Origin of the sequence: Corynebacterium sp. MSK035 (assembly GCF_030232615.1) — a bacterium.
Lineage (GTDB): Bacteria > Actinomycetota > Actinomycetes > Mycobacteriales > Mycobacteriaceae > Corynebacterium > Corynebacterium jeikeium_D.
In genome coordinates this window covers 279,237-296,480 of record NZ_JASPJP010000001.1, presented here as the reverse complement: position 1 = coordinate 296,480, position 17,244 = coordinate 279,237, and the positions used below count along the sequence as shown (strand labels likewise).

The 17,244-nt window shown below is 61.4% G+C and carries 14 protein-coding genes; 8 read left to right on the top strand and 6 right to left on the bottom strand.

The genetic code is table 11. From position 1 onward, the window contains the following. Positions 1 to 4: 4 nt before the first annotated feature. Positions 5 to 784 carry a DUF6474 family protein gene (locus tag QP978_RS01260; RefSeq protein ID WP_284856751.1) on the bottom strand — a complete coding sequence of 260 codons (780 nt, stop codon included), beginning with the start codon at positions 782 to 784 and terminating at the stop codon, positions 5 to 7. A 173-nt stretch (positions 785 to 957) separates the two neighbouring features. On the opposite strand from QP978_RS01260, the gene QP978_RS01255 reads away from it, so the two are divergent. After that, positions 958 to 2,778: a ribonuclease H-like domain-containing protein gene (locus QP978_RS01255; protein WP_070595665.1), complete on the top strand. Its 1,821-nt coding sequence runs from the start codon at positions 958 to 960 to the stop codon at positions 2,776 to 2,778. Positions 2,779 to 2,782: 4 nt separating this feature from the next. On the opposite strand, the gene QP978_RS01250 is transcribed toward QP978_RS01255, so the two are convergent. The 3 genes from QP978_RS01250 to QP978_RS01240 all read right to left on the bottom strand — a co-directional run bounded on the left by QP978_RS01250 (position 2,783) and on the right by QP978_RS01240 (position 6,508). Further along, positions 2,783 to 3,628 (bottom strand): crotonase/enoyl-CoA hydratase family protein, encoded by an 846-nt coding sequence (locus tag QP978_RS01250; protein WP_069359720.1) that lies wholly within the window; start codon positions 3,626 to 3,628, stop codon positions 2,783 to 2,785. 170 nt (positions 3,629 to 3,798) lie between these two features. Then, positions 3,799 to 4,395, bottom strand: coding sequence for a superoxide dismutase (locus tag QP978_RS01245; protein WP_005510435.1), 597 nt, complete (start codon positions 4,393 to 4,395; stop codon positions 3,799 to 3,801). Between the two features lie 136 nt (positions 4,396 to 4,531). Further along, positions 4,532 to 6,508 (bottom strand): alpha/beta-hydrolase family protein, encoded by a 1,977-nt coding sequence (locus tag QP978_RS01240; RefSeq protein WP_049193127.1) that lies wholly within the window; start codon positions 6,506 to 6,508, stop codon positions 4,532 to 4,534. Positions 6,509 to 6,619: 111 nt separating this feature from the next. Here QP978_RS01240 and QP978_RS01235 point away from each other — a divergent pair, with 111 nt between their 5' ends. The 4 genes from QP978_RS01235 to QP978_RS01220 all read left to right on the top strand — a co-directional run bounded on the left by QP978_RS01235 (position 6,620) and on the right by QP978_RS01220 (position 11,630). After that, complete coding sequence (locus QP978_RS01235; RefSeq protein WP_016421677.1) at positions 6,620 to 7,567, top strand: L-lactate dehydrogenase; 948 nt, start codon at positions 6,620 to 6,622, stop codon at positions 7,565 to 7,567. A gap of 138 nt (positions 7,568 to 7,705) precedes the next feature. After that, positions 7,706 to 9,667, top strand: a complete 1,962-nt coding sequence (locus tag QP978_RS01230) for a pyruvate kinase (RefSeq protein WP_083296869.1) — start codon at positions 7,706 to 7,708, stop codon at positions 9,665 to 9,667. A gap of 118 nt (positions 9,668 to 9,785) precedes the next feature. Next, on the top strand, positions 9,786 to 10,664 hold the full coding sequence (locus QP978_RS01225) for a hypothetical protein (RefSeq protein ID WP_049190927.1): 879 nt from the start codon (positions 9,786 to 9,788) through the stop codon (positions 10,662 to 10,664). A 48-nt stretch (positions 10,665 to 10,712) separates the two neighbouring features. Then, on the top strand, positions 10,713 to 11,630 hold the full coding sequence (locus QP978_RS01220; RefSeq protein WP_069359723.1) for a DUF5926 family protein: 918 nt from the start codon (positions 10,713 to 10,715) through the stop codon (positions 11,628 to 11,630). A 104-nt stretch (positions 11,631 to 11,734) separates the two neighbouring features. Here the strand turns inward: QP978_RS01220 and QP978_RS01215 are convergent, their stop codons facing one another. Beyond that, positions 11,735 to 13,138: an LCP family protein gene (locus QP978_RS01215; protein ID WP_306295205.1), complete on the bottom strand. Its 1,404-nt coding sequence runs from the start codon at positions 13,136 to 13,138 to the stop codon at positions 11,735 to 11,737. Positions 13,139 to 13,269: 131 nt separating this feature from the next. Here QP978_RS01215 and QP978_RS01210 point away from each other — a divergent pair, with 131 nt between their 5' ends. Further along, on the top strand, positions 13,270 to 14,079 hold the full coding sequence (locus tag QP978_RS01210; RefSeq protein WP_284856750.1) for a fructosamine kinase family protein: 810 nt from the start codon (positions 13,270 to 13,272) through the stop codon (positions 14,077 to 14,079). On the opposite strand, the gene QP978_RS01205 is transcribed toward QP978_RS01210, so the two are convergent. After that, the gene (locus QP978_RS01205) at positions 14,076 to 15,464 is read right to left on the bottom strand and encodes an amidase (RefSeq protein ID WP_070767082.1); all 1,389 of its coding nucleotides are present in this window, start codon (positions 15,462 to 15,464) and stop codon (positions 14,076 to 14,078) included. The genes QP978_RS01210 and QP978_RS01205 overlap by 4 nt on opposite strands. Positions 15,465 to 15,497: 33 nt before the next feature. Here QP978_RS01205 and pheA point away from each other — a divergent pair, with 33 nt between their 5' ends. Further along, positions 15,498 to 16,433 (top strand): prephenate dehydratase, encoded by a 936-nt coding sequence (gene pheA, locus QP978_RS01200; protein WP_049190938.1) that lies wholly within the window; start codon positions 15,498 to 15,500, stop codon positions 16,431 to 16,433. Positions 16,434 to 16,436: 3 nt separating this feature from the next. After that, positions 16,437 to 17,228 carry a histidine phosphatase family protein gene (locus QP978_RS01195; RefSeq protein WP_070652835.1) on the top strand — a complete coding sequence of 264 codons (792 nt, stop codon included), beginning with the start codon at positions 16,437 to 16,439 and terminating at the stop codon, positions 17,226 to 17,228. Positions 17,229 to 17,244: the final 16 nt, after the last annotated feature.

Genomic DNA, 17,244 nt, shown 5'->3' with positions numbered 1-17,244 from the left:
GGGTTTACGCGCCCAGCTCCGAAATGATCTGGAGGTCCAGCGAATCCAGCTCTGCGGTAATGGAGTGGTGCGCGCGACGGCGCTGCTCCGGGGTCATCTTCTCGGCAGTATTAATAGCATCAGTCATGACATCCAGACGCGAGTTGGCGTCCTTGATAAAACCATCGGTGCCCTTGGCGCCCGACTTACGCAGTTCCGTCAGCGAACCGCGAGTGGCCTCAATGCGGGCCAGCAGCGGTGCACCGTGCCCCTGGTAACGAGCGGCATCATTAGCGGAAACACCGAACTTCTGCGCGGCCGACGAGTGTTCACGGCGCTGGAGGGCAGTGATGGCGCGGTAGGCCAGCGGAACCAGCACGGGTACCAGCAGGCGTGCGCCGCCGATCCACGACTTTGCCTTGTCCTTGTTGAAGCCCTGGCTGCGCTGCTGTGCCAGGATCTTCTCGGCCATCTTGGTCTGGTGACGCTGCTTGGCGGCCAGCGCCTTCTTCTCGTCCTTGGCACTTGCCTTGCGGATCTTCTCCGCGCGCTTCAGAGCACGGTTTTCCAGCTTGAGTTCCTTCTTACCGAGCTTTTCCTCAGAACGAACGCGGCCAGCGGCCTCCTTCAGCTCCAGCTTGTGCTGGTGCTTCTGGTCGCGCTTAGCGGCCTTGACCTCAGCCTTGTGTGCCTTGCGATTAAGTCGAGCTGCGTGGCGAGCCTCTTCCTTGGCCTTCGCCTTGGCAGCCTTCACCTGCTTGGCGGTTTCGCGCCGACGCTCACGGATGTCACCCAAGAAGCTCATTTTTTCCTTCGCCTAGTTGCTCGCAGATAGTCCCTCCGGAAAAGCGGGGCGGAAAACCCTTAAACCCCACCGCGCCGGAGTGCGCTTGCCAGATGCAGTGGCTGCATCACGATTCTTGCTATCCAAGCTTAACGTGAAACTTCCTACCGAGTGGCGATACGCTAATTCTCATTGTGACTGATTCATCCGTTTCGCGCCCGCTTCTCCACGCGAGCGACCTCATCGGCTGCCGCTACCGGCTGAGCCTCGACCTGCGCGAGGGGCGGCTAGTCGAACCTGCTTCTCACCACGAGCACCGCTTGCCGACGTCCATCGCGTCCATCCCCGGCCTGTACACAGTGGCCTCGGGGCCGGACGCTCACCTGGATACCCTTGAGGCCATCGCCCGTGGAGAAAGCGTCATCGCCGGTGGCGTGCTCATGCATGAGCGCCCGATTCCCGGCGGGGTGTACTCGGGAATCGACGAGATTTGCCACCCTGATCTGTTGGTCAAGGTCGATGATTCACCGCAGACGACCTCACCGACGTACATGCCGGTCCTGGTTGTCACACGGCACCTGCTCTCTGCGCGCAAACAGGGCCGGCGGCGTAAGCCGTCGTCAAGCAATGCGGCGCGTGCGGCGGCGATGCAGGTGCGACTGCTGGGCGTTGACCGGCTCGGGCGTGATGGCGTGATGGGTCGGACCCTGCGTCAGGCGATGGTTGTCACGGATGAGTGGAAGCTACGGCATTACGGACCCGATGCTGTGAAGCTGGGGCAGGCGGCGGCGATGCTGCACCGGCTGGGCGTGTCCTGTGGTCTGGTGGGGGCGATTAGTGCCACCGGAATGAACCTGGATACACGGCATATCGTCATTGCTGATGAGGGCTCGCGCGTCGCCTCGTACCGGATGGCGTTGCGCGACGCGCGTGATGCCGTCGCTGCCACTCAGGGGCGACCGTCACGGTTTACGCCAGGGACCTGGCCGCTGGCGCCACGGCGCATCCGGGAGTGCCGAACCTGCCATCACCACGACCGTTGCTTCGATGAGCTGACCGCAAGTGACGACATTTCCCTCCTCCTACCTGGCGATAAGTCCATGCGGTTGCGCAGTGTGGGCATCGACACAGTCACGGCACTGGCGCAGGCCAGTACCAACACTCCGCACGTCAGCAAGGAGCAGGTGTGGATGGCGAGGGCGCGGCTTGCCGACGTCGACGCGCTCCGGGTAGCCGCTAAGACATCGGCCACGCGTGGCGATATTGAGATGGATATCGATATGGAGGCGTACCCCAACGATGGCGCCTACCTGTGGGGAACGTGGGTGCCTGGGGAGGACTACCGCGGGTTTATCACCTGGGAGCCACCGGGGCCAGAAGGGCTCGGTGGCACGGCAGAGGCCAGGAACTTTGCGATTTTCTGGGATTACCTGATGCGTCGTCGAAATGCGGCGCATGAACAAGGCAAGACCTTCCGCGCCTATTGCTGGGCGGCAGAGGGTGAGAACTATTGGCTGCGTCAGAGCGCCACCCGGTTCGGCGGCCAGGAATTTGTGGTGCCCGCAGATTCGGCGGAGCTGGCTACAGGCGATGCGGCTGGTTCCAGTTCCGAGGCAGCTGGCCCGACAAAGATTGTGCGGGTGCCGACCCGCGAAGAAGTGGACAAGTTCATTGCCTCGGAGGACTGGGTGGACATGCTGAAGGTCGCCCGTCGCCAGATCCTCTCCACCGTCGGCATGGGGCTTAAAGTCGTGGCCCCGTGGTCGGGCTTCCACTGGCGCGACGCCGATGTTGACGGCGAGGCATCGCTGGATCTGTATCGCATTGCGACGGCCACTGACCTTGACTTTGTCTCGGAACAGTCCTTTGAAAAGCTCACGCAAGCCGAGGCTCGCGCCATGCTGCTGCGCTACAACGGCGATGACTGCCGATCGGTAGCCCACGTCCGCGACTGGCTGGATTCACAGCGCGCGGCCGCGGACCTGCCGCATGGGGATGACCTGCCGGTTCCTTAGCGCGCTAACCACGCGCCCACGTGCCGCGCCGGGCGAACTTAGGTGAGACCTTCTTCATCGCAGCATTGCGAATAATGGCCGTGTTCTTGCGGGCTAACAGCAGCAGCTGCTGTGTGCGCTCGGCACGGAATGTTGCGCGAGGAGAGCGGTGCACATCGCGGAAAAGCCGCTTCGTCGCCGCCAGCTGATCCGGCGAGCGTGTCGCCAGCTGTGCCAACTTCTCCTTGGACAGCTTGAGTGCAGCGTCCTCCGTGTCCACGGCCCACGTCGCCAGACCGATCTCAGTTGCTTCCTTGCCGTTGAGTTCTTCGCCAGACATGGTCAGCCAACGTGCAGTATCGGCGCTGACCTCATCGAGGATGGTTCGCATACCGGACATATCCGGAATCAGTCCCCACTTCGCTTCGAGGATTGACCACTTGGCATCGCTCGTAGTAATGCGGAAATCAGCACCTAGTGCAATCTGTAGACCACCGCCGTAGCAGTGCCCATGCACCGCCGCAATGACCGGCACCGGCAGGCCTCGCCAGTCCCAGCAGGCGCGCTGGAACAGGTTTGTGCCGTGGATATCGGGGACGAATGAGCGCAGGATGCGTGAGGGCTTCTTAAATGCCGAGGCGAAATCGAGTCCAGCGCAAAACGATTTGCCCTCGCCACGTAGGATTACGCCACGCAGATCACGGTCAGCTGCCAGTTTCCGGGCGACGGCGGACAGCTCGGTCAGCATCTCAAGTGTTAGACCGTTGAGTTTGTCTCCGCGGTCCAAACTGACGACAGCGATTTTCGCCGCCTCTGAATCAGCTACGGCGAGGTATTCATAGGCGACGTTGACATTGTTGCTGGTGTTCATGGGCACTAACGCTAAACGACGGCTACGTGTGCCGCCCGGGAAATACCAAAAGTGGTCTCAAACAAGACACAAAAAACCGACCCGCTGAGGGTAAGCCCCGTCAGCGAGCCGGTAAGCCATCTTTAGCGCGCGGCAGGGACGCGTAAAAAGCCGCGCGCTGTTAGCTGAAATTACTTGGCAGCTGCGAACAGCTCTGCAGCGTAATCCCAGTTGAAGACGTTCCAGACAGCCTTGACGTAGTCAGCCTTGACGTTCTTGTACTGCAGGTAGAAAGCGTGCTCCCACATATCCAGCAGCAGAACCGGCTTCAGGTTGATGGACAGGTTGCCCTGCTGATCCGTCATCTGCTCAATAACCAGGCGCTCTGCAATGGTGTCGTAACCCAGAACAGCCCAGCCGGAGCCCTGCAGGCCCAGAGCAGCAGCGTTGAAGTGAGCCTGGAACTTCTCGAAAGAGCCGAAGTCGCGCTCGATAGCCTCAGCCAGCTCACCGGTCGGCTGGCCGCCACCGTTCGGGGACAGCAGCTTCCAGAACAGGGAGTGGTTGGTGTGGCCACCCAGGTTAAAGGCCAGGTCCTTGGACAGGCCGGTAACAGCTGCGAAGTCGCCGGACTCGCGAGCAGCAGCGAGCTTCTCCAGAGCAGCGTTGGCGCCGTTGACGTAATTAGCGTGGTGCTTGCTGTGGTGCAGCTCCATAATCTCGCCGGAGATGTGCGGCTCCAGAGCGTCGTAAGCGTAATCCAGCTCAGGAAGTTCGTACTTAGTCATTAGGAAAATTCCTCCTCAACACGTTTTTAGGTTGTGCCGTCGATGGTACTCAAGATGAGTGGATGCGCAACCATTTAAGCAATACAATTAATGCGAAATTCATAAAAAATGCTGTTCAGGGATATCTGTCACAAGTTTATGAACGCGGCGGCTGAGTGCGGCGAATCCACTTACTCACGCGCTTGAAGCGCATTCCGGCTGCGCCACCCAGGTCGTCGTCAAGCGGAATGTCGAGGATGGAAGCCCACGTTGGCAACATTTCTTCCTCGTACCGGTGGCCGTGACCACCGGGGACGGTGACGGAGGCGAGGCCGTCGATAAGCACCTGCCAGAAGGTGACGAACGGATGCCAGCGCATGGAGGGGAGAACATCGCGGCCGACGCGCTCTGCAAGCCAGTCGGGGCGGCGCCAGGCCAGTGGGTAATCCCACCAAACGATGGGGTCAGAGGCATGCTGCAGGAATGCGACGCGCGGGAATTCCCACGGCCCGAACTTGGTGCCATAGAAGGAGTGGTACAGCTCGTCGGGGCGCGTAGCGAAGCGGATGTTTCGCCCCTCGTCGATGACTGGAGCGATTTCCGGAGACCCCTTTGTCCGACGGTGCGTCAGCTCTTTCCACATCGCGGAGAACTGTGGTGCGCCCGTCCAGACAGCACCGTCGACGCGTGCGAGCATGTCAGCGGAATTCTCGAATGCGCCGAGACCGCCAAACCCGCCGAGGGATTCACCGGCGACGTAGACCTTTGGCCGGTCGTTCTCCGGCATCTTGTCGACTTCCTGCAACACCCGATGGATAAGGGTGTGGCCAGCCGCGATTGGGGTTTCGTGGTCCGTTAGCCATGCCACTGGGGAGGGGAGGTCAGAGTACTGCAGAGCGACAGTGGCGCAGTTGCCAAGGGTCAAGAACTCTGCAGCCTGCGCCGACCACGGTGGCACCCAACCGGTGCCGGTGGTGGTGAAGACAACCAGATGATCGCGCCGAAACGCGCCGGTGCGGTGCATCTCGCGGATGATGAGCTCCGCCTGTTCCCGCAGAGAACGACCTGGCACCTTGCCCGCATAAATGCGGATGGGTTCCTGCAGTTCGGAGAGCGGCTTGCCAGTGACCACCGCCAAATCTCGGGCACGGGGGCCTTCGGCGACGAAGACGCGCCCCTCGGCGCCGAGTGCGTACCACGGCTCCAAAGACCATGGACTCCCGGAACGTTCCGGCTCCCAGGGCTGCATGCGGCCTGGAACTACCAGGGTATTCAGGTATCGGGACTTCTTGGCGATGGACTCCAAAGTCCGACGGATAAGCAGTCGATCAATGCTGGCGGCCACGGCACCACCGACGATGGCACCGCTGAGAACCGGGGCGAGACCGCGCGGCAGCCAGGGGCGGAGGTTGTCCCGCAGTAAGTCATAGCCGCGATTGGCCAGCGCGGAGAGCCCCCGAGTGGTCAGGTAGAGACCACTGGCAATCATTGTGGAGGCGAACTGGCTGCGTGCGGATTCCTGCTCATCCTTGCCCACCAGGCGGCCAATTTCGCGCTGCTGGGAAATGGAGCGCAGCCACAGCGCCGCGGTGGTGGCCGTGGTGGCAACATGCCAGGTCACGGCCAGTGCGCGCTCGTGTCGAGGTGCCGGCGCAAAGCGGCTGAGCGGAGTGCTGGCCAGACGCCGCATCGTCGTGTTGTAGCCATAGCCGATAGCCACCCCGGTGACATGGCCCGCCAGCTGTGCCAGGAAGGTCACAGTAACGGTGGCGATCCGAGTACGCGGCATCAGCGAGGGGCTAAAGGCAGCCCATGACGCAATTTCTGCACCAATTAGACCGGGGTTGGAGGGAATGCCCGCTCGCAGTGCGCTGCGGATAGTGCCAGGGCCGGTACCTAGGAGACGTTCGCGAAAGACTTTGGTCGCCATCAGACTGCCGGTGCCGACTGCGCCCAGCGCTTTGGCCATGCCAGCTGTGCCAGCGACTCCTGTAATTCCCGTTCGCGCTGCTCGTGCAGCTCGCACTGTCCTGGTGGTTTCGATTGGCTGAGCTACAGGTGTGTTGCCCGTAGACGCAATCGAGGGCGCAATCGAAGTAAATGCGCGACGCAGGAATCCCATAACTCCCATCATGGCAAAATTTTTTCCACGGGGTTTATTCATCTCGCGCCAGTTTTCCGCACAAAGCGTAGCCTGTGGGGTGTCGCAACGTTTTCCGAATCGGTTGAGAAGGATCCGAGGGCTATGAAGCTATCCACAGGAAATAAGGTCGTGCTGATCGGCGCTGGCGACGTCGGCGTGGCATATGCGTACTCACTGGTCAACCAAGGCACTGTCGACCATTTGGCAATCATTGACATCGACGAAAAGAAGACGATGGGCAACGTCATGGACTTAAACCATGGCGTCGTGTGGGCGTCGTCGCGCACCAAAGTCACTCAGGGCACGTACGCCGACTGTGACGATGCCGCGCTGGTAGTCATCTGTGCAGGCGCAGCACAAAAGCCCGGCGAGACTCGCCTACAGCTGGTGGACAAGAACATGAAAATTATGAAGTCCATCGTCGATTCCGTCATGGCCAGCGGTTTTGATGGGCTCCTACTGATCGCCTCCAACCCCGTCGACGTACTCACATACGCCGCGTGGAAGTACTCCGGGCTGCCACACAACCGTGTCTTCGGCTCCGGCACCATCCTGGACACCGCACGTTTCCGTTACATGCTGGGTGAATACTACGATGTTTCCCCGATGAGCGTGCACGCATACATCATTGGTGAACACGGCGACTCCGAGCTGCCGGTGTTGTCCAGCGCCAACGTTGCAGGCGTCAGTCTGTCCAAGCGCCTCGCCGCCGACCCCGCGCTTCACGACGAGCTGGAGGACATCTTCATCCGAACCCGTGATGCCGCCTACGAGATTATCGATGCCAAGGGCTCCACTTCCTACGGAATCGGTATGGGGCTGGCCCGCATTACGCGCGCCATTTTCCAGAACCAAGAGGTAGCTCTGCCGGTCTCCGCATACTTGCAAGGTGAATACGGTCATGAGGACGTGTTCATCGGAACACCAGCCATTGTGAACCGTCGAGGAATTCGCCGCGTTATCGAGCTTGAGCTGGACGAATACGAAAAGAAGCAGCTGGACAAGTCCATTCAGACGCTCCGAGATGTGCAGGATCCATTCTGGAAGTAACTGCTGGTAGCGAGAGTAGATGTCTTCTCGACATGCGCTTTCGGCCGTCTCATTTGAGAATGAGAATGCCCACCTTCTATTGGCCCGCGTGGCCGACTCTGGCCAACGCTTCGTCTTCAACACAGGAGTGCCTTCTCTATGGCAGCGCAGAGCCCTCAAGACACAGCAACTGACAACACTGAAAGCGGCGCGGCCGTACCGCGTCTGGATGACCTCATCAGCAAGGTCACTGATCTGATCACAGAGTTGGACGACGTCTCGGTGGAGGCTTCTGCACTGCTCGCAGAGGTGCCGGAAGAGCGCCGTCGGCACGCGGAAAACCTGCTGCACTACGCACACCTGCGCACAATTGACATCCGTGAGCTGCAAAACAGCTTGCACGACCTCGGCGTGACCAGTCTGACCACGGTGGAGACTTTCACCCGGGGGCGCCTTGAGCTCGCTCTCAACGCGCTGTTGGCGCTGGCGGGGCGCACCTCAGACATCGATGTCGCCCGCATTATTGCCGACGATGAGCGCGCGGATATTGCCCTGGATAACAACGCCACCGAGCTGTTCGGTCAGGAGCGCGCGGATGTCACTTCGCACATTATGGTGACCCTGCCCGCCGAGGCCGCCGACGATGCAGAGTTGGTGGAGAGCTTCGCTGCCGCTGGCATGGATCTCGCTCGCATCAACTGCGCCCACGACGGACCTGAGCAGTGGAGCCGCATGATTGACAACGTCAATGCTGCAGCTGAGAAGGCCGGTCGCCGCATCTTCGTGTCCATGGATCTGGCTGGTCCGAAGCTGCGCACGGGCGATATCGAACCGGGGCCGCGTGTGGGGCGCGCCCGTGTTGTGCGTGACGACGCTGGCACGGTCATCTCCAAGTCCAAGATTTGGCTGACTCCGCGACTGGATGAGCACCCCAAGCCAGCTCCGAGCGATTTGCCGGGGCGTCCCGCACTGCCGTTGGAAGCAGATCAGGGGTGGTTGGAACAGCTGCAGCTTGACGATGTCATTACGCTGCATGACTCCCGCTCGGCGAAGCGTCACTTCACTGTTGTGCGCATCGACACCGACTCCGAGGGCGAGGTCGAGGCTGTCCTCGCCGAGGGCGAAAAGAACGCCTGGATTGCCGAGGGCACACACCTGCGCAGCAACTACGAGGTCACGCGCGCTGGTGGTGTGCCACCGACCGTGCAAAAGCTGCGCTTCTACACCGGTGATGAGTTTATTCTCACCAGCGGCGAGGAAATCACCACCATTCCACGCACAAATGACGAGATTCCTCGTGTCTCCTGCTCGCTGCCGTCTGCCGTGGCAGCTCTGAAACCGGGCGATCCGGTACTTTTCGACGACGGTGCACTTGGCGCTGAGGTGGTTGAGGTCTCCGAGACGTCGTCAAGCGAAGATAGTCACGTCGATGCCCGGCTGCGTGTCCTGCGTACGAAGCCGAATGGTCAGCCGCTGGCGGCGCATAAGGGCATCAATCTGCCGAACACCGACCTGCCACTCAATTCGCTTACCGACGAAGACATTGAGCACCTGCGCTTTGTGGTGGAGCATGCGGATATTGCTGCGGTGAGCTTTATTCGCACGCAGGGGGATGCTGAGTACGTTTACAAGGTGCTCGATGAGATTGCGGCGGAACATGAGGCTGCGGGCCGCGAGGACCTGGCGTCGAAGGCTCGGAACCTGGGTGTTGTGCTGAAGATTGAGACTATTCCGGCATTCCAGAATCTGCCGGGAATCATCATCGCCAGCATGAAGCGCGCCAAGTCCGGTCTGATGATTGCTCGTGGTGACCTGGCTGTGGAGCTGGGCTTCGACCGTATGGGTGAGGTCCCAGGCCAGATTCTGACGCTGGCGCAGGCAGCCGGTGTGCCGACCATTCTGGGTACTCAGGTGCTGGAGAACATGGCCAAGGCCGGCCTGCCGTCCCGCGCGGAGATTACCGATGCGGCCTTCGCCCTGCGTGCCGAGTGCGTGATGCTGAACAAGGGGCCGCACATTACCGAGGCCATCGCGATTTTGAACAACCTGGCCCGGAAGATGGGACGTTCGCAGCGTAAGAGCCGCATCATGCTGCGGAAGATTCGCAGCTGGTCGGACTAGTGGCTGGGGTAGGGGCCGGGCTAGTTTAGGTAGGTTAGGGGGAGCGCACTTAAAAACACCGTGGGAGAAAAGACTGCGGAAGAAGCCGGCCGCGCGTACGAGAGGAGCCCTGCGGAAAATGTCTAATGAACAGGCAGAAAACGCGGGGTGGGCTGTGCCGCCGCAGTCTCCAAAACAGCAGCCACAGCAGTCCCCACCTCAGGTGGTGCTGCCACCGCAGCAGAGCTGGCAGCCGACTGTCTCGGATTCGGCCATCACAGGTGCGACGCCGCGCTGGAAGGCCGATGAGATTGTTCGCAAGCGTGCGGACAGTGTCTTTCGATGGGCAATGAGCGGCGCTGGCGTATTCGCCGCATTTACCGTATTCATCTGGATGAGCATTCTGAGTCCAGGTCAGGATCTGGTGGTTTCCCTCCTCGGCGAACTGGGAGCATGGGCTTTCGGTCTCTGCGGAATGGTTTCCCTCATTGGGCTGGGTTTTTCGGTCTACAAGACCCTCCAGGTGCTGCGTGACCGCGCAACGTATGCCCGCCCACTGCTGTCGCGCACGGCAACGGATGTGCGCACGATGCACATGTGGCCAGTGCGCAACATCACGGGGCCCGTGGTCGCGTTGGCTGAAACAGGAGTCACTGCCGTAATGGGGCCAGGTCGCTTTATCTGGTATCTGGCCTGCGTTTTGTGGCCCCTTGCAACGGGTTGGTTTATCGCTGCCGACGTGTCCAGGACGTACTTCCAGGCCGGAATCATCACTGTTTTAGCTTGTGTGACAACTGCCCTTACGGCGCGGCTACTCCGCTACGTGTTGGCTCCCGAGGAAGTGCATCGCAACATTCCCGTTGGGGCAGGTCGCGAGCGCACCCAGCCCGGTTTTTGGTCCAAGGGCTTCATCCCCAGCGAAGCTACCGATGAACAGGGGGAGGCGGGCGCGTTGGCCGTCGACAAGCAGCTTTTCGAAGGAACGGCGAGCGAATTCGTCGACGATTTTTATAAGTAGCCCAGGCAGTCGCGAATTACGGACTGCGAATAGGTATTCTGTGGCCTTGTGGGAAAGAAATCTCGTAAGAAGAATAATCAGGCCCCGGAGGGCATGAGCCGCCGTCAGGCGAAGCTGGCAGCCCGCGCTGCTGAGCGTGCAGCGTTGCTGGGCAATCCGCGTCCGTTCAAGGACTTCGACGAAGAGGCTGACATCGTGGCTGTCCGCGAGTTCGCACCGGCTGTGGTCATTCCGGTCACGGTCGCTGACGCTGAGCGTGACATCAAGGTCTGCACCGTGCTGCCGGGTGGCGTAGCCGCACTGACGCGTGCCGCTGACCAGGGCAATGAGGCTTTCGTCGCGCTGCAGACGCAGGCTCGCACCAATGACGGCGCTGCGGATCTCTCCCGTGCGCTGGCGTGGGCTCGCGACGCAGAGTCGGGTCAGCAGCTCTCCGCCGCTACTGACGGCGAGGCTGCACCGCTTACCGACGTCCTGACCGCCGTGGATCTCGACAACATGGAGGTCCACCAGGACTTCGAGTGGTGGATTCCCAAGGGCATTGAACGCACCCCGATGATCGAGCAGAACCTGGCCGTGGCTAACGACGCGATTCTCCCGTCATACCGCCTGGACGCGAAGGTCGCTGGCGCTGTGTGGTGGATTGATCCGGGCGAGCGCGCTCACATCCGCTGGGTGCGCCGTGAAGATGAGAAGCCACTGCTGGACGCCTTGGCACGCGTGCACGCTGCGGACAACCTTTCGCTGGGAGAGGGCACTAAGTTCGCTGGTGTCTTCCGCACCGATGGCCTGCTGGTGCCGGTCTGGGACCTGGATAACACCAAGCCGCACGACCACTGGATTGCTGCCGTGGAAGAGGCCGACAAGCGTATCGCTGAGGCGCTGGCCAGCGAAGAGCCGCTGACCGCCGAAGAGCGCAAGTCCCGTGAGACCATCGTGTCCCGTCAGGTGACCATTCGGAACTAGGCGTAGCTGGTTTAAGAACTAACGCGTGTGGCTCAGCAAAATGCTAAGTCACACGCGTTAGTTGTCTCGAAAGCTATCCGAAGCTGTTTTAGCTGCCCTCTTGGCTATCTCAGCTCCGCAAAAAGTGCTGGCGCTTCGACTTCGTCCCAGAGCAGCACATTGCCCGCATAACCGGTATCCATGGCGCCTGAGGTAGGCACGGTAAGGGAATCGGAACCGAAGAGCATGCGCAACATCAGCCAGGTCAGATGCCAGACATGGTCACCATCGCCGACGAACACGGCCTTAGTGCCAGCATTGGCCAGGCGAATCCAGCGGTAGGGGTTGAGCCATACCGCAGGTGATTTCAGCCGTCCCATCAGCGCACTCATGAATTCACGCTGCCGCTCTACGCGGTCCAAGTCTCCCTGGGCGGTAGCACGCGTGCGCACGTAACCCAGGGCGCCCGCGCCGTCGAATTTCTGGCAACCGGCCTGGATATTCAGGCCTGCCAGCGGATCGTCGATGGCTTCTTCAGGGCACATCTCGATACCACCGACAGCGTCGACGACACCGGCGAAACCGCCAAAGCCAATTTCGGCGTAGTGGTCGATGTGAATTCCAGTGTTTTTCTCTACAGTGTCGATGAGTAGCTGGGGGCCACCAAATGCGAATGCCGCATTGATCTTGTTCTTGTCATTGCCCGGGATATCCACGAAGGAGTCACGCGGGATACTGACCAACTTCGGCTTACCGAGCACCGGAATGTGGGCAATCATGATGGTGTCGGTGCGCTGGCCGAAATCACCACTGCCCGTCGACAGCTTGGCGGCATCTTCCTCTGACAAGCCCGTACGAGAGTCCGAACCGACAAGCAACCAGTTGGAGGACATCGTATTGGCAGGGCGATCTGCCAGACCGGAGAACGCATCGACCCTGGTCAGGCGGATGTCGACAAGTGCCATTGTGACGACAAGGAAGATGACGAGAAGCAGGATGATGGATTTAAAGCGCAAGCGTGGCAGTCGCAAGCGTGGCATGCGGAACCCAGACCTGACGCCGGCGCCGCCACGACTGCCACGGCGTCCACCACGGCCAGAACTCGCTGCTTGTGGGGCACTGTAGTAGTCCTGTGACGAGCCGTGCGAGGAAGATTGGAAATCCGCATCCGGGTTATATCCGGGCGGGGGAAACCGCGGATCGCTGCCAGCGCGTCCGCTACCGGCCCGGTTCACCGGTGGACGGGACTCAATGCGCGTTTCGTTCAGTGGCGCCTGCCGACGTTCCGGTTGCGGCCTAGACCTGCGCGGAGGCATAGGCGCTGGGCGGGCTGCCCCTGCCCTAGATGGGCGGTCGGAACGGGGCGGGATGGGGCGTCGTGAAGCGCCACGCGAATCGGCCTCACGGGGGCGGGCATGCTTCGGCGACGCCTCGTCCACACGGCGGTAGATGGGGCGGCCATAGCGATCTTTAAGCGGCCTACCGTATCGGTCGCGGGCAATGCGCGAGTCGTCGAAGTTGCCTTCCATACCAATAAAGAATAGGCAACGACAGCGGACTAAGAGAACCGAGACAGCAATACAAGTCTTGGTAGCGCTGGCGTTACCCTGCATGCGACGTGCTGAAAGGGGTTGGGAACGAAGAAGAATATGCTGGAAATATGTCCGCAATGAACCAGAACAACGAACGTGCAGTCAACGAGTCGGATGTTTATGTCAAGAGCCGACATGGTGTCCCGCGGGACTTCTTCGCCTGTGAGGCGGCGGGGCTGGGTTGGCTGCGCGAGGGTGAAGCTGACGGCGGTGCGCGCGTAGTGGAGGTGCTGGGCGTGAGCGGGCATGCGCTGAAATTGCGTCGAATTGAGTCGACGGCGCCGAATCCACAGGCAGCGTACGAGTTCGGAAAATCGTTGGCCATTACCCACAATCTGGGCGCTGCTGGCTGGGGTGCCGGCCCCGATGGGTGGGAGGGGCACGGCTACTTCGGTCCACTGGATCAGCCCCTGCAGATGGACCTGACTCCACGGGAGAGCTTCGGTGAATACTGGGCGAAAGGGCGTCTGCTGCCCACACTGGGAAAGTTGGAAAGCTCCTACAATAACCGTCAGCTAGATATCTTTGACCAGCTCATTGACCGGCTCTTGGCTGGAGGTTTCGACAACGAGCCAGACGCTGCGCGTGTCCACGGTGACCTGTGGTGGGGAAACCTCATGTGGGATGCAGACGGCGCGATCTTGATTGACCCCGCAGCGCACGGCGGAGCCCGCGAGGAAGACCTGGCACTGCTGGCGCTATTCGGGGCAACGCACTTTGACGAGATCTTGCGAGGCTACGAATCCGTACATCCCCTGCCGGATTTCGCCGAGAGCTGCGAACTCCATCAGCTCTACGCCGTGCTTATGCACGCGGTGCTATTTGGTGGCGGATACGCCGGACAGGCAGCGGCAATGGCGGCGAAGTACGTGCGCTAGTTGGCGTTAGCAGCCTCCAGCACGCTAGCCATCTCCAGTAGCTCTGCCTCGCCGCAGCGCACCGCACCGATATTGACGCTGGTGGCGGGGAGCTTCGCATTGGGCGTGCTGCCGCTAGTTCCCGGCACAGCAATTGGCACGGACACGCTTGCCCACCCAGTCAGATTCCACAGCGACAACCACGGTGTCCACCGGGTTTGCTCGTCAAAGTCCTCCCACGGCGCCAACGCAGAGAAATGCCCAATACGCGGCGGATCAAACGCCAGCGTTGGCGTAATCACCGCATCGACTTCCCAACGTGACCGAATCGCGCCGGGCAGAGCCATCCGCTGCTGATGTGTCGCCGTCGCCTCCGCTGCGGAAATCTCCTGGCCACAGGCTCGAATCCACTGCACAATCTCGGAGTAGTCCGCGCGCGGCAATTTCGTGGCCATTCGCGTGATGGTCCGTCGAAAAATCTCGAACACGTCCGGACCTGCCGGATCATAGGGGCTGGGCACTTCCACCACGTCGTACCCGGCGTCGGCAAGACGGTCAGCCGCCGCCCACGCACCGTTTGCCCAGCGCTTATCGACGTCCACCTCAGCATGAAAAGGGCTGACAGTGACACCGATGCGAAGGGGGCGCTGGGAACGTCGGAAAACATGCGGGGTTGAGGAAAGTGGCACCCCGGCCAGCAGTGCTGCGTCATCGACTGTGCGAGTGAGGAAGGCGGGCGTGGAGAGATTTCCACCCGCAATATCATGTGCTGGCTTCAACCCAACGAGGCCACAGCAGGCGGCAGGCACCCGGATGGAACCGCCGCCGTCAGAGCCCAAAGCTGCGGGAACGACACCAGTCGCGACAGCCACCGCGCTGCCGCCCGAGGAACCACCGGGAGTGCGTGGCGTGGTATCCGGCTGATTGGACAGCTGATTGGGCGCGGCGAAGTAGGGGTTTTCCGGAGCCGTGTAGCCAATCGGCTCGGTGTAGGCCGTCATCCCGACCTCGGAGGTATGCGTCGTCGCCGTGAGGACCGCGCCGCGAGCCAGCAGTTTCGCCACGGGTTCCGAGGTTTCGGTGGCGGTGAAAGCCAAGTTGGTCGAGCCCATCGTGCATTCGACACCAGCGATGGTGAATAGGTCCTTGATTGCCACTGGCAGACCCAGGAGGTCACGCGGGAGACCGTGGCTAGCGCGCCGGGCGGGTTCGGATCCGGCAGTGAGGCTGCGCGCGCGGTCGACAGCGTGCTCGGCCAAGGACGTGGCAATACCGAAACGGGCGGGATAGGTCGCGGCGTCGTCGGCAAGCGTGGCGAATTCCGAAACGATTTCCGATACCGAGATTGCGCCACTGCGCACGGCTTCAGTGAGGGCGCGGGCGGGCATCTCGGAAGAAGAGGTCATGCAATAAGTGTAGAAGCCCTCTAATCTGAGCTTATGACGACGGTTACTTATTTGGGTCCTGCGGGCACATTCACCGAGCAGGCGCTGTGGGACATGGCGCGTGCCGGCGAGATTGATCCGGCAGGGGAATCCGCGGTCAATGCGGTGCCGGTGGATAGCCCCGCGGCTGCGCTTGGAGCCGTGCGACGAGGGGAAGCGGACTTTGCCTGCGTGGCTATCGAAAGCAGCGTGGACGGTCCCGTCACACCAACTTTTGATGCCCTCGCCGCTGGGCCAGAGCTGCAGGTTTTTCGCGAAACCGAGGTCGGGGTGGTGTTCTCTATCCTGGTCCGTCCCGGTACGACGGTGGAACAGGTGCGTACTTTTACGACACATCCCGTAGCGTATCCGCAGGTCAAACAGTGGGTGGACGCCAACCTTCCGGGCGTGGAAGTTCACCAGGCCAGCTCCAATGCGGCGGCGGCCCACCAGGTCGCCGAGGGCACCCGCGACGCTTGCGCTGCCCCGGCCCGCGCGGGTGAACTGCTCGGGTTGGAGGCGCTGGCTACTGAGGTCGCCGACGTGCGCGGTGCCCGCACCCGTTTCCTGCTGGTGGGGCGCCCCGGCGTGCCGACGCCGCGCACCGGCGCCGACCGCACCTCGGTCTCCTTCACGCTGCCGAATCAGCCCGGCACACTAATGCGTGCCATGAATGAGTTCGCAGTGCGACAGGTCAACCTCACCCGCATCGAGTCACGGCCGACACGCGAGCTTTTCGGCCTCTACCGCTTCTACATCGACTGCAACGGCCACGTTGATGATGCACAGGTTGCCGCGGCTCTCGCGGCACTGCACGAATACGCCGAAGATTTGCGCTATCTGGGGTCTTGGCCAGTCGCTGAGGGCGGTCGGCGCAGCATTATGACCCCGCCACCGGATATTTCCCAGTCAATTGAGTGGGTCGACGCGCTTAAGGAAGGACGAAGGTAAAACATGACACCCGCCGCGCCCGAAAATCCAGTTGGACAGCTGCCTTTCCTCGATGACCGCCCAGACCGCCCTGAATCTGTCATGCCGGTTGATTCCCAGCGCATCATTTTCATCCGCCACGGGCAGACCACCGGCAACATCAACCGCCGTCTGGATACCGCATTGCCGGGCGCACCGCTCACCGACCTCGGTGTGAGGCAGGCGCGCAGTCTGGGACGTCTTTTGCTTCCCGACGTGCACAGAATCGGTGACATCGTCACATCCCATGCCCTGCGTGCCCGCCAGACTGGCGCAGGCGCGGTCGCAAGTCTGCACCACCTGGGAGAGACTTCTGTTCGCATCCGCCATGAGGGTGGCCTCCACGAGGTTCAGGCCGGTGACCTGGAGGGGCGCAATGATCGCGATGCGCACATGGAGTACATGCGCGCCTTCTACCAGTGGCTCAATGGGGAGCTGGAGTACCGCCTTCCCGGCGGTGAATCCGGTGCTGACGTGCTGAATCGCTACCTGCCGACGATACAGCAGCTGCTGGAGCAGACAGGAGCGACAGGTGGTGAATCCAAGGAGTCGAAGGAGGGCGGCAACAAGGATGTCGTCATTGTCAGCCACGGCGCGGCTATTCGTCTGATTGGGCAGTATCTGACCGGGGTGAATCCGGAATACGCACTGCGGCACCGCATTGCCAATACTGAGCGAATCGAGCTGGTTCCGAGCGCTGTGGACGTCGGCAAGCCTGCTGGCATTGAACCGGGCACGTGGGATGTGCGCCGCTGGGGCGACAGCGAGTTGCCTTAGACAGGCAGCTGGGCGG

What these genes read in the sequence shown, in the direction of transcription:
- QP978_RS01260 (WP_284856751.1), bottom strand. Translation starts at nt 784, where the DNA reads ATGAGCTTCTTGGGTGACATCCGTGAGCGTCGGCGCGAAACCGCCAAG.
- QP978_RS01250 (WP_069359720.1), bottom strand. Translation starts at nt 3,628, where the DNA reads ATGAACACCAGCAACAATGTCAACGTCGCCTATGAATACCTCGCCGTA.
- QP978_RS01245 (WP_005510435.1), bottom strand. Translation starts at nt 4,395, where the DNA reads ATGACTAAGTACGAACTTCCTGAGCTGGATTACGCTTACGACGCTCTG.
- QP978_RS01240 (WP_049193127.1), bottom strand. Translation starts at nt 6,508, where the DNA reads ATGATGGGAGTTATGGGATTCCTGCGTCGCGCATTTACTTCGATTGCG.
- QP978_RS01235 (WP_016421677.1), top strand. Translation starts at nt 6,620, where the DNA reads ATGAAGCTATCCACAGGAAATAAGGTCGTGCTGATCGGCGCTGGCGAC.
- QP978_RS01230 (WP_083296869.1), top strand. Translation starts at nt 7,706, where the DNA reads ATGGCAGCGCAGAGCCCTCAAGACACAGCAACTGACAACACTGAAAGC.
- QP978_RS01225 (WP_049190927.1), top strand. Translation starts at nt 9,786, where the DNA reads ATGTCTAATGAACAGGCAGAAAACGCGGGGTGGGCTGTGCCGCCGCAG.
- QP978_RS01215 (WP_306295205.1), bottom strand. Translation starts at nt 13,138, where the DNA reads ATGGAAGGCAACTTCGACGACTCGCGCATTGCCCGCGACCGATACGGT.
- QP978_RS01210 (WP_284856750.1), top strand. Translation starts at nt 13,270, where the DNA reads ATGTCCGCAATGAACCAGAACAACGAACGTGCAGTCAACGAGTCGGAT.
- QP978_RS01205 (WP_070767082.1), bottom strand. Translation starts at nt 15,464, where the DNA reads ATGACCTCTTCTTCCGAGATGCCCGCCCGCGCCCTCACTGAAGCCGTG.
- pheA (WP_049190938.1), top strand. Translation starts at nt 15,498, where the DNA reads ATGACGACGGTTACTTATTTGGGTCCTGCGGGCACATTCACCGAGCAG.
- QP978_RS01195 (WP_070652835.1), top strand. Translation starts at nt 16,437, where the DNA reads ATGACACCCGCCGCGCCCGAAAATCCAGTTGGACAGCTGCCTTTCCTC.